The organism is Kitasatospora sp. NPDC054795 (assembly GCF_053611565.1).
The window spans coordinates 62,814-73,304 of sequence record NZ_JBSHAP010000030.1; the positions used below are offsets into that span (position 1 = coordinate 62,814).

Here is a 10,491-nt window from a genome sequence, read left to right on the forward strand (position 1 = left end):
CGCGGACACACCGAAGGGCCCGGTGGCAGCCGGGCCCTTCGGTGCGAGGGTGTGTCAGGCGGTTCGAATGCCGGGAGGCTTCCCGCACGGCGCGCCCCGGGAAGGGCGGTGGCGGGTGGCCCCGGGAAGGGTGGCCTAGAAGGCCTCCTCCGCCAGCTCCATGATCTCGTTGTCGATGCCCTCGGCGATCAGTCGCTGCGGGGCGACGGTCGGCAGGACGTTCTTGGCGAAGAAGCGGGCCGCCGCGACCTTGCCCTGGTAGAAGGGGACGTCCTTCTCCGAGGCGCCGGCCTCCAGCTTGGCCAGGGCCACCGCGGCCTGGCGCAGCAGCAGCCAGCCGACCACGACGTCGCCGGAGACCATCAGCAGGCGGGTGGTGTTGAGGCCCACCTTGTACATGTTCTTGACGTCCTGCTCGACCGAGGTCAGGTCGGCGATCAGCTTGCCGACGATGGCCTCCAGGTCGCCCGCGGCCTTGGCGAGCAGCTCGCGCTCGGCGGCCAGGGCGTCGCCGCCCTCGGCGGAGCCGATGAACTTCTGGATCTGCTCGTTCAGCGCGGTGAGCGCCTGGCCGCCGTCCTTGACGATCTTGCGGAAGAAGAAGTCCTGGCCCTGGATCGCCGTGGTGCCCTCGTACAGGGTGTCGATCTTGGCGTCCCGGATGTACTGCTCGATCGGGTACTCCTGGAGGTACCCGGAGCCGCCGAAGGTCTGGAGCGACTGGGCGAGCTGCTCGTAGGACTTCTCCGAGCCGTAGCCCTTGACGATCGGCAGCAGCAGGTCGTTGAGGCGCTCGGCGGCCTCGTCGCGCTCGCCGCGCAGCTTGGCGGCCATCATGTCGTCCTGGGTGGACGCGGTGAACAGGACCAGCGCGCGCATGCCCTCGGCGTAGGCCTTCTGGGTCAGCAGCGAGCGGCGCACGTCCGGGTGGTGGGTGATGGTGACGCGCGGGGCGGTCTTGTCCAGGAACTGCGATATGTCGGCGCCCTGCACGCGCTCCTTGGCGTACTCCAGGGCGTTCAGGTAGCCGGTGGAGAGGGTGGCGATGGCCTTCGTGCCGACCATCATGCGGGCGAACTCGATGATCTTGAACATCTGGCGGATGCCGTCGACCTTCTCGCCGAGCAGCCAGCCCTTGGCCGGGTGCTTGGCACCGAAGGTCATCTCGCAGGTGTTCGAGGCCTTGAGGCCCATCTTGTGCTCGACGTTGGTGGCGTAGGCGCCGTTGCGCTCGCCCAGCTCGCCGGTCTCCCAGTCGAAGTCGAACTTGGGGACGATGAACAGGCCCAGGCCCTTGGTGCCCGGCTTGCCGCCCTCGGGACGGGCCAGCACCATGTGGATGATGTTCTCGGACATGTCGTGCTCGCCCGAGGTGATGAAGCGCTTCACGCCCTCGATGTGCCAGGAGCCGTCCTCCTGCTGGATCGCCTTGGTGCGGCCGGCGCCCACGTCGGAGCCCGCGTCGGGCTCGGTGAGGACCATGGTGGAGCCCCACAGGCGGTCGGTCATCCGCTTGGCGACCTCGAGCTGCTCCTCGGTGCCCTCCTCGGCGATGACGCCGGCGAAGGCCGGGCCGGAGGAGTACATCCAGATGGCCGGGTTGGAGCCCAGGATCTGCTCGGCGAAGGCCCAGATCAGCGAGTTCGGGGTGACCTGGCCACCGATCGACTCCGGGATGCCCAGACGCCACCACTCGGCGTCCATGAAGGTCTGGTAGCTCTTCTTGAAGGTGGCCGGGACCGGCGCGGTGTTGGTCTCCGGGTCGAACACCGGCGGGTTGCGGTCGGTGTCGGCGAAGGACGCCGCGAGGTCGTTCTCGGCGAGGCGTGCGATCTCGCTGAGGATGTTCTTCGCGGTCTCGACGTCCATGTCCGCGAACGGTCCGGTGCCGTACACCTGCTCGCGGCCGAACACCTCGAAGAGGTTGAACTCCACGTCCCGCAGGTTGGACTTGTAGTGACCCATGGCCGTTATCTCCGGTTCGTCGCTTCCGGGAGACCGCCGCGTTCCGGCGTCCCGTACCCACCAGTAGGCATCATGATGCTACCCAGCGGTAACTTGGGCAAGCCCCCGCCAATGAATCCGCTATGAACGTGGTCACGTCCCACAGTCGGGGCGACCACTCCTTGTCAGGATCGATGCCAGCACAAGAGGGTGCGCTCCCGCTAGCCTGTCCGTGTGTACGGATATGACCAGAACACATACCCGGGCGACCCCTACCAGCAGCAGGCGGGACCGCAGCAGGGCATGAACGGCATGCCCGGACCCGACGCCTACGGCGGGCAGTCGCAGGCCCCCCAGCAGTCCCTGTACCCCGAACCCTCGCCGCCCTCACTCGCGGACGCCGTGCGGGCCTTCACCACCGGCTCGATGGCGGTCGAGGACTTCCAGGCGATCTTCATCACCTCGAAGGTGCACTGCCCCCGCGGCGACCGCCCCGGCTTCCTGGCGCTGCACAACACCCCGACGCCGGTGATCCCGATGTTCAGCTCGCTGAAGGAGCTGCGCCGCTACGCGGGCAAGGAGTCCAAGCACTTCACCGTGACCGGCGCCGAGGTCCTGGACCTGCTGCCGACCGGCTACGGCTTCGCGCTGGACATGGAGGGCGAGCACCGGATGGTGTTCGACGCCAAGGCCGTCGAGCAGATGGTCGACTTCACGATGCGCCGGATGTACGGCTGACCCATCCTGGAAGAGGAGCCCCGCTCCTCCGTCACTACATAGTTCAATTTTCAACTTGCTTGTTGTTGAGAGTTGAACTAACCTCGTGCACGTAGGCCAGACACCCCCGAAGGAGGCCGACATGCCCGCCGTGACCGTCGACAACCCGCTGACCCTCCCGCGCGTCACCACGCCGGACCCCGCCGTCACGAGCGCACGGCCGGTCCTCACCGTGGCGACCGCCCCCGAGGGCTTCGAAGGCGAGGGCTTCCCCGTCCGCCGCGCCTTCGCCAAGATCAACCAGAAGTACCTCGACCCGTTCATCATGATGGACCAGATGGGCGAGGTGGACTACGCGGCCGGCGAGCCGAAGGGAACCCCCTGGCACCCGCACCGCGGCTTCGAGACCGTCACGTACATCATTGACGGAACGTTCATCCACCGGGACTCGCACGGCGGTGGCGGCACCATCACCGACGGCGACACCCAGTGGATGACCGCCGGCTCCGGCCTCCTGCACATCGAGAGCCCGCCGGAGTCGCTGGTGAAGTCCGGCGGCCTCTTCCACGGCCTCCAGCTCTGGGTCAACCTGCCCGCCTCGGACAAGATGATCACCCCGAAGTACCAGGACATCCGCGGCGGCAGCGTCAAGCTGCTCAGCACCGAGGACGGCGGCGCGCTCCTGCGGGTCATCGCCGGTGAGCTGGCCGGCCACCAGGGCCCCGGCACCACCTTCACCCCGATCACCATGATCCACGCCTCGATCAGCCCCGGCGCCCAGATCACCCTGCCCTGGCGCGCCGACTTCAACGCCCTCGCCTACGGCCTCGCCGGCAACGGCTCGGCCGGCACCGAGCACCGCCCCTTCCACCGGGGCCAGGCCGTCGTCTTCGGCGACGGCGACTCCATCACCCTGCGCGCCGACGAGAAGCAGGACTCCCGCGACAACAACTTCGAGGTCGTCCTCCTCGGCGGCCTCCCGATCCGCGAACCCGTCGCCCACTACGGCCCGTTCGTCATGAACAGCCACCGCGAACTCCAGCAGGCCATGGAGGACTTCCAGGCCGGTCGGCTCGGCACCGTCCCCGCCGACGGCCACTGAGGGCCCCGGAGCCGGAACGGCGGAACGGTCGCAGGTGTCGCCTGCGACCGTTCCGCCGTTCTGTCGTCCGTTGCGCCGCCCGGCTCCGCTACAGCAGCGCGTAGAGGGCCGAGGCGTCGTCGTGCGTCTTGCCGCGCGGCCAGCGCTCGCAGCCGGCGTCCGCCCGCTCGACCTCCCGGACCTGGGCGATCAGCTCGCCCGGCCCCGACTCGGCGAGCAGCCGCAGCACGTCGCCCCAACTGCCCAGCCCGAAGCGCTCGGTGTAGCGCGAGGCACCGTCGGTGAGGGCCGCCAGCGCGTGCAGCCGGTCCAGCCGGACGAAGCCGGTCTCGGCGTGCTCGGCCGCCCGGGGACTCGCGGCGGCGATCCACGGGCCGGCGCCCCGGTTGCGGGCGGCGCGTACGGCCATCGCGTACTCCAGGTGCAGCGCGGCCCGCTCGGCCGAGCCGGGGACGGTCTCCCAGACCTGGCGGCGCAGCTCCTCCCCGCCGGGGAAGCGCTGGTTGTCCCCGATCACCCTCGGCGGACCGTCCTTCAACTCCAGCACCAGCAGGGAGTCGCCGAGCACCAGGTACTCCAGCGCCTCGCCGTGCCGCCGGGCCGCGACGACCATCGCGGCGGGGGTGTTGGGGTGGGCGAGGTCGCAGCGGCCGCCGTGCAGCGCGGCCGTCTCCACGATGGCGTCGGCCAGACACTCGGCGATCGAACGGTCCGCCCGGTCGGTGAGCCGGGCGAGCAGGTGCACACCCAGCCGGCGCACGTACCAGGCCGTCCCGTGCCGGCACCCGGACTCCAGACCGGCCGGCGAGCTCGCGCCGTCCAGCAGGACCAGCGCCTCCGGCGAGGCCGCCACGAAGTCCTCGCTCTCGCGGTCGGGCCGCCGTGCTTCCCCTGCGAGCTGTAGCTGCATCCCGACAGTGTGGCCGCCGCGCGTGGCCCGCGCCCAGACCCGTGCACCGGTGTGGCGCGGACCGGGGCGCGACGCCCGGTGGCAGCCGGGGTGATTCGGCCATACCGTCGGACAGTGACCGGACGATTCGGCCAATCGGAGCGGGCCGGGTTTGGGATCACCTTCGGGTGTCCGGGCCGCCCGCGACTGACGAGGAGCGGAAGATGTTCTGGGAGTTCATCGTGTTGCTGGCCGCCTCGCTCGGCTTCCCGACCGCCGCCCTGCTCTTCCTGATCGGCGGGCCGCGCTTCCCCGACGAGCAGCGCGGCCCCGACACCCGGGGCGCCGGGGCCCGGGGCACCGGCGCCACCCGGGCGTCCTAGGGTTCCGGGATCCCCTGCGTCCCGGAACCCCCGGGGCTCCCGGAGACCCTGAGCCCCTGAGCCCGTAAGGCCCTGCAGCCCCGCGCCCCGAGCCGCTACGGCTTCCAGGCCGGGTCGCGGCCGAGCAGCGCCAGGGCGCGGGCGAACCGCCCGTCGCCGCCGCCGGGTTCGAGCCCCGGGCCGAAGGCCCGGCCGGGCGCCCGGTGTTCCTCGGTGTTCGGCACCGCCTCGGTCACCGTCAGCAGCGCGGCGGCCAGCGCGTCGTCGCCGTCCACCGCCGCGACCAGACCGTCCGCGGTGCCGAGCACGGCGGCGGCGTCCCAGCCGTGCACCAGGGTGTCCAGCAGGTGGAAGCCCACCGCCTGGGTGAACGGGAACGGGTCGGCGTCGCGGATCTCGGGCAGCCAGAGCGGCCGGCCCTCGGCGGCGGCCGCCCGGAAGGCCTCGACGAGGTCGGTGCCGGTACGGCGGAACGCGCCCGCCGGGTCGGCACCGAGCGGGGCGTCCGCGAACAGTGCCAGGTCGGGCCCGGCACCGCGGGCGGCCGCGGCGAAGCCCTGGTGCTGGCCGACGCAGTGCTCCAGCAGCTTGCGCAGCGTCCAACCGGCGCAGGGGGTGGGCAGGTCGAGTTGGTCCGGCCGTAGGCCGTCCACCACCTGGACGGCCAACTCCATGGCCTGTGCGTGCAGTTCGACGATCCTCATGCGACAGCGACCTCCCGGCCGGCAGAGATGAATCCGATCACCTGATCAACGACGGTCGGCTCCGCGATGATCCTGCGGTGGCCGAGCCCCTGAGTGACCACCAGGTCCAGCCGCTCCCCGTACGCCCTTCGCAGCCGCTGTGCCTCGCTCGGCGGGACGATGCCGTCGCCCTCGTCGTGCACCACCAGCACCGGCCCGGCGACCGCCTCGACCCGGCGCGCCGCGTCGTAGCGTTCCCAGCCCCCGGCGTCCCCGCCGAACAGCTCCCGCTCGATCCGCTCCCGCAGTGCCCGCTCGACCTCGGCGTTCAGCCCGAGCCCGGCACAGAACGCGGCCGGGAAGAAGCCGACCCGGGACACCCCGGAGACGGCCGCCAGCCGCCCGGCCCGCAGACCGTCGGCCAGCGCCCCGAAGGCCGCGCAGACGCCGAGCGAGTGCGCCACCACCGCCTCGAACGGCCCGTACCGCTCCTGGAGTTGCAGCGCGAGTTCGCGGTACTCCAGCACGCTGGTGGTCCGGCCGCCGGAGTCGCCGTGGCCCGGCGCGTCGAAGGCCACGGCGCTCAGCCCGAGCGCCCGCAGCCTGGGCACGTACGGGGCGAACCGGGAGGCCCGGGAGCGCCAGCCGTGCAGCAGCAGGACCGGCCGCTCGCCGCTCCCCCAGCGGTAGCCGACCACCGGCTTGCCGCCCACGGCGAGCCGCTCGGTGACCGCCCGCCCGTGCACCTCCCGTTCCGAGTCGCGCACCCGGCTGCGCCGCACCGGGTGCGCGAACAGTTCGAAGGCGGCCCGCCCGGCCAGGCCGGGAGCGATCCGGGCCGTGGGGTTGAGGGTCGTACGGATCAGTGCCTGAACCGGGTCCATCGGATCTCCCTGCTCTCCGCGCTCCTTGTCACGCCTCGCTCGCGCCGAGATATTAGCACGACCGTTCGTGCAGTTTTCAGAAGCTTTCCGAGGCCCCGAAGTCCACGCACTACCCTGGGCGGCACGCACGACGAGCAGAACAGGGGCGGACGATGGCCGGACCGACCACCGACGGACGGGTCCTGCGCGGCGAGGAGACCCGCCGGGCGGTGCTGCGCCGCGCCGTCTCCATCGCCTCCGTCGAGGGCCTGGACGCGCTCTCCATCGGCCGCCTCGCCACCGACCTCGGGCTCAGCAAGAGCGGCGTCTTCGCCGGCTTCGGCTCCAAGGAGGAGCTGCAGCTCGCCACCGTCCGGGCCGCCCGCCGGATCTTCGCCGACGCCGTCGTCGCCCCGGTCGCCGACGTCCCGCCCGGCCTCGCCCGGGCCCGCGCCCTCTGCGAGAGCTGGCTCGCCTACTCCCGCGCCCGGGTCTTCCCCGGCGGCTGCTTCTTCTACGAGGTCACCGCCGAGTTCGACGCCCGCCCCGGCCCCGTCCGGGACGCCCTGGCCGGCTGCGCCCGGGAGTGGTCCGACACCGTCGCCGAGGCCCTCGACGCCGCCCGGGCCACCGGTGGCCTGCGCCCCGACACCGACCTCGGGGACCTCGCCTTCGCCCTGATCGCGGTCCTGGAGACGGCCAACTCCCAGGCCGTGCTGCACGACGAGGACGCCCCGTACGAGCGGGCCGGCCGCCTGCTGCTGCGCCTGCTGCGCGCCGAGGCCACCGACCCGGCCGACCCCGCGCTCGCCTAACGCCCCGCCAACACCCCTTCGATGAAGGCCGCCTGAGCCAGCAGCCGCTCGTCACCGCCCGCCGCGCCGACCACCTGGAGCCCCAGCGGCAGCCCCTCCGCGGTCCGCCCGGCCGGCAGGCTCAGCGCGGGCCGCCCGAGGAAGCTCCACGGCAGGGACATCACCGCGTCCCCGGTGCTGTGCAGGCCCTCCGGCGCCCCGCCGGTCGCCGAGGGCGCCAGCCACAGGTCCACCCCGGCCGCCGCACCCGCCGCGGCCACCCGTTCGACCAGCCGCTCCCGGAACCGCAGAGCGGCCTCCCGGTCCTCGGCCGCGACGGCCCGGCCGGCCCGGATGCCCGCCACCGTCTCCGGCCGGTAGAGCCCGCCGAAGCGGGCGAACCAGTCGGCGTGGCCGCGGGCCAGCTCGAAGCGGTTGACCGTCTGCAGCCGCCGGGTGATCCCGGCGAAGTCGGGGAACAGCTCGACCCGGCGCACCGTGAACCCGGCCCGCGCCAACCGCGCCAGCTGTTCCTCGAAGGCCTGCAGCGCGGCCGGTTCGGCGTGCTCCAGATACGTGCCGTCCGGCACCCCGAGCACGGGTCCGGGCGCCTCGCCGCGCTCCGGCCGCCAGTCGTCGCAGAGCAGCGGGGCCACCAGGGCGGCGCCCGCCAGATCGGCGGTGAAGGTCCCCAGGGTGTCGAAGCTCGGCGCGTTCGGGATCACCCCCGCGATCGGGATCCGCCCGTACGTCGGCCGGAAGCCCACCACCCCGCAGTACGCGGCCGGGCGGATCACCGAGCCGACCGTCTGGGTGCCGATCGCCAGCGGCACCAGCCCGGCCGCGACCGCCGCCGCCGAACCGCTGCTGGAGCCGCCCGGAGTGTGCCCCGGACGGTGCGGATTGCGGGTCGGACCCGGGGCGCTCGCGGCGAACTCGGCGGTCACCGTCTTGCCCGCGACCAGCGCCCCCGCCGCCCGCAGCCGGTCCACCACCACGGCCTGCGGCCCGGCCAGCACGCCGGGCGGCAGCGCCGAACCGCCGTGCGTGGGCAGCCCGTCCACGCGCACGATGTCCTTGACGCCCACCGCCACCCCGTACAGCGGCGGCCGCCCGTCCGGCTCCGGGTACCGCGCGGCCAGCTCCCGCGCCTGCCCCCGCAGCCGCTCGTGCCGGCCCGGCTCCGGCACGAACGCGTGGATCAGCGGGTCCACCCGCTCGACCAGCGCGCACAACCGGTCGACGCAATCGGAAAGTTCCGGCACACCGGCGCGCAGCCCGGCGGCCTCGTCGGTCAACGGCCGCGGCCGGACGAGGGGTTCCTCCATGCCGAGCACGGTAGCGCCGTTTACGAGTGCTCGGCCGCCAGGTACGGCGCCTCGCGCAGGAAGTACGCCCCACAGGTGTGGCAGCACAGCTCCGGGGTCTTCCCCCAGTCCACCGCCGACCGCACCCGCGCCCGCGGATCGAGCTCGCGGCCGCACATCGCCAAGCTCTCCTCACCCCGGACCACGTGCCACAGCCGCACCCCGCCGGCCTCGCCGCCGGCGCCGTACTCGGCTCGCATCTGGTGCATCATGCCCCCATCGTCCGACCGCCGCGCGCGCCCGGCAACCGGAGGACGGCAGAGCATCCCCTGGTCGAAATCCGGCCACAGCAGCACGGTAGGGTGCGCGGTCGCGACCAGTGCCAGCGGCTCGGCCATGGCCTCAATTCGCCCGATTCCAGCCAAATTTCATCCAAAAATGGGGGACCTTCACCATGCGTACTTCCCGACTCCTGGCCGCGTCCACGCTGGTGGCACTCTCGCTCGGCGCCACCGCCGGCGCCGCCACCGCCGGTGCCGTGGGCATCACCGCCTCTCCGAGCGCCGGCGCCACGGCCACTCCGTCGGCCTCCGCCCCGCCGAGCGCCGGCGCCACCACCCCCGGCAGCCCGACCCCGACGGCCACCGCCAAGCCGACGAACCTGCCGACCCGGCCGGTGCCGACGCCGACCGTCGACAACCGCTGCCACGGGGGCGTCTACCAGAGCAACCTGCTCAAGGTCACCGGCACCGGCCTGTACGGCACCACCCTGGTCAAGGGCGGCCAAGCCGCCGAGATGACCATGACCTGGGAGAACAAGAGCGGAGTCGACCTCCCCGTCGTCCACAACTCCCTCTACGTGACCGATGAGTTCGGGGACCGTCCGGTCCAGTGGAGCACCGAGTTCTTCGACGTCCAGCTGGACACCGGGTCCGGCTGGAAGCCCGCCAAGCTCGACGACCGGGCCCTCCTGGCGCCCGAGTTCAAGCTGGCCAAGGGCGAGAAGATCACCTACAAGGTCCGGATCGCCGCCACCGCCAAGGCCCCGGTCGGTCACTACGGCGCGAACTACGAAGCCGGCTCGGACGCCTTCGACAACGACAAGGTCCCGACTCCGGCCAACAACAAGCCGCAGGCGTGCACCCAGTTCCTCGACGACTACCTGGGCGAGTTCAACGTGGGCGAGGCCGGTGCCACGACGGCCACCACCACCCCGGCCACCAACGCCCCGGCCGCCTCCCCCTCGCCCTCCGGCGGCCCGCACCTGGCCGAGACCGGCTCCAGCTCCAACACCCTGCCGATCGCCCTCGGCGGCGCGGCCGTCCTGGCCGTCGGCGCCGGCACCCTGGTCGCCCTGCGCCGCCGCAAGTCGGCCACCCGGAGCTGACCCGCCCCGGTCGACCCCCAGGGGCGCGGGCCCACAGCCCGCGCCCCTCGTCGTCTCCGGCCGCCGGCCCCACGTGTCCTAGGACGCCGCGCGCAGCAGCGCCCCGTCCTGCCACTTGAGGATCTTGTCGAAGCTGACGATGGCACCGCGCAGCGGGTGGTTGCGCAGCTGGACGTGGTCGGTGAGCGCGTGGATGAGGAAGAGGCCGCGGCCGGATTCGGCGGTGAGGTCGGGGAGGGTGTCCAGGTCGACCGGGCGCAGCGTCGGGGCGCTGGGACGGCAGGGCAGGACGTGGGTGTCGTACGGGTGGCCGTCGCGGCGGGGCCGGTGGGCGGCGAGGACGCGGGCCGGGACGGTGGCGCGGCCGCGGCGGGTGCGGCGGGGCGCCCGGCCGGCCACCGCCGGACGGGCGGGCGCCGGGG

12 protein-coding genes are annotated in these 10,491 nt (G+C 72.9%); 5 read left to right on the plus strand and 7 right to left on the minus strand.

Going from position 1 to position 10,491, the window contains the following annotated elements; genetic code table 11:
* Window positions 1-135: 135 nt before the first annotated feature.
* Window positions 136-1,965, minus strand: coding sequence for an acyl-CoA dehydrogenase (locus tag ACWGJO_RS13975; protein ID WP_452183619.1), 1,830 nt, complete (start codon window positions 1,963-1,965; stop codon window positions 136-138).
* A gap of 213 nt (window positions 1,966-2,178) precedes the next feature.
* Here ACWGJO_RS13975 and ACWGJO_RS13980 point away from each other — a divergent pair, with 213 nt between their 5' ends.
* Window positions 2,179-2,682 (plus strand): SseB family protein, encoded by a 504-nt coding sequence (locus tag ACWGJO_RS13980; protein ID WP_380546231.1) that lies wholly within the window; start codon window positions 2,179-2,181, stop codon window positions 2,680-2,682.
* A gap of 121 nt (window positions 2,683-2,803) precedes the next feature.
* Window positions 2,804-3,763: a pirin family protein gene (locus ACWGJO_RS13985; RefSeq protein ID WP_452183620.1), complete on the plus strand. Its 960-nt coding sequence runs from the start codon at window positions 2,804-2,806 to the stop codon at window positions 3,761-3,763.
* Between the two features lie 88 nt (window positions 3,764-3,851).
* Here ACWGJO_RS13985 and ACWGJO_RS13990 read toward each other — a convergent pair whose 3' ends face one another.
* Window positions 3,852-4,673, minus strand: coding sequence for an integrase (locus ACWGJO_RS13990; protein ID WP_452183621.1), 822 nt, complete (start codon window positions 4,671-4,673; stop codon window positions 3,852-3,854).
* 203 nt (window positions 4,674-4,876) lie between these two features.
* On the opposite strand from ACWGJO_RS13990, the gene ACWGJO_RS13995 reads away from it, so the two are divergent.
* Window positions 4,877-5,035, plus strand: a complete 159-nt coding sequence (locus tag ACWGJO_RS13995; RefSeq protein WP_452183622.1) for a hypothetical protein — start codon at window positions 4,877-4,879, stop codon at window positions 5,033-5,035.
* Between the two features lie 95 nt (window positions 5,036-5,130).
* Here the strand turns inward: ACWGJO_RS13995 and ACWGJO_RS14000 are convergent, their stop codons facing one another.
* Both ACWGJO_RS14000 and ACWGJO_RS14005 read right to left on the minus strand, forming a co-directional pair.
* Window positions 5,131-5,739, minus strand: coding sequence for a TIGR03086 family metal-binding protein (locus ACWGJO_RS14000; protein ID WP_452183623.1), 609 nt, complete (start codon window positions 5,737-5,739; stop codon window positions 5,131-5,133).
* Entirely contained in the window at window positions 5,736-6,602 is an 867-nt protein-coding gene (locus ACWGJO_RS14005) for an alpha/beta hydrolase (protein WP_452183624.1), read from the minus strand. Before ACWGJO_RS14005 ends, ACWGJO_RS14000 begins: the two co-directional genes overlap by 4 nt.
* Before the next feature lie 152 nt (window positions 6,603-6,754).
* On the opposite strand from ACWGJO_RS14005, the gene ACWGJO_RS14010 reads away from it, so the two are divergent.
* Window positions 6,755-7,396, plus strand: coding sequence for a TetR/AcrR family transcriptional regulator (locus ACWGJO_RS14010; protein WP_452183625.1), 642 nt, complete (start codon window positions 6,755-6,757; stop codon window positions 7,394-7,396).
* On the opposite strand, the gene ACWGJO_RS14015 is transcribed toward ACWGJO_RS14010, so the two are convergent.
* Window positions 7,393-8,703, minus strand: coding sequence for an amidase (locus ACWGJO_RS14015; RefSeq protein ID WP_452183626.1), 1,311 nt, complete (start codon window positions 8,701-8,703; stop codon window positions 7,393-7,395). The genes ACWGJO_RS14010 and ACWGJO_RS14015 overlap by 4 nt on opposite strands.
* Before the next feature lie 20 nt (window positions 8,704-8,723).
* On the minus strand, window positions 8,724-8,954 hold the full coding sequence (locus ACWGJO_RS14020) for a hypothetical protein (protein WP_452183627.1): 231 nt from the start codon (window positions 8,952-8,954) through the stop codon (window positions 8,724-8,726).
* A 182-nt stretch (window positions 8,955-9,136) separates the two neighbouring features.
* On the opposite strand from ACWGJO_RS14020, the gene ACWGJO_RS14025 reads away from it, so the two are divergent.
* Window positions 9,137-10,069, plus strand: coding sequence for an LAETG motif-containing sortase-dependent surface protein (locus ACWGJO_RS14025; RefSeq protein ID WP_452183628.1), 933 nt, complete (start codon window positions 9,137-9,139; stop codon window positions 10,067-10,069).
* A 78-nt stretch (window positions 10,070-10,147) separates the two neighbouring features.
* On the opposite strand, the gene ACWGJO_RS14030 is transcribed toward ACWGJO_RS14025, so the two are convergent.
* Window positions 10,148-10,468 carry a hypothetical protein gene (locus ACWGJO_RS14030; protein ID WP_452183629.1) on the minus strand — a complete coding sequence of 107 codons (321 nt, stop codon included), beginning with the start codon at window positions 10,466-10,468 and terminating at the stop codon, window positions 10,148-10,150.
* Window positions 10,469-10,491 lie beyond the last annotated feature (23 nt).

Bases quoted from the DNA above. Each gene is read 5' to 3' on its own strand.
- ACWGJO_RS14020 (WP_452183627.1), bottom strand. From the start codon at position 8,954: ATGATGCACCAGATGCGAGCCGAGTACGGCGCCGGCGGCGAGGCCGGC.
- ACWGJO_RS14010 (WP_452183625.1), top strand. From the start codon at position 6,755: ATGGCCGGACCGACCACCGACGGACGGGTCCTGCGCGGCGAGGAGACC.
- ACWGJO_RS14005 (WP_452183624.1), bottom strand. From the start codon at position 6,602: ATGGACCCGGTTCAGGCACTGATCCGTACGACCCTCAACCCCACGGCC.
- ACWGJO_RS14000 (WP_452183623.1), bottom strand. From the start codon at position 5,739: ATGAGGATCGTCGAACTGCACGCACAGGCCATGGAGTTGGCCGTCCAG.
- ACWGJO_RS13995 (WP_452183622.1), top strand. From the start codon at position 4,877: ATGTTCTGGGAGTTCATCGTGTTGCTGGCCGCCTCGCTCGGCTTCCCG.
- ACWGJO_RS13975 (WP_452183619.1), bottom strand. From the start codon at position 1,965: ATGGGTCACTACAAGTCCAACCTGCGGGACGTGGAGTTCAACCTCTTC.
- ACWGJO_RS13990 (WP_452183621.1), bottom strand. From the start codon at position 4,673: ATGCAGCTACAGCTCGCAGGGGAAGCACGGCGGCCCGACCGCGAGAGC.
- ACWGJO_RS13985 (WP_452183620.1), top strand. From the start codon at position 2,804: ATGCCCGCCGTGACCGTCGACAACCCGCTGACCCTCCCGCGCGTCACC.
- ACWGJO_RS14025 (WP_452183628.1), top strand. From the start codon at position 9,137: ATGCGTACTTCCCGACTCCTGGCCGCGTCCACGCTGGTGGCACTCTCG.
- ACWGJO_RS14015 (WP_452183626.1), bottom strand. From the start codon at position 8,703: ATGGAGGAACCCCTCGTCCGGCCGCGGCCGTTGACCGACGAGGCCGCC.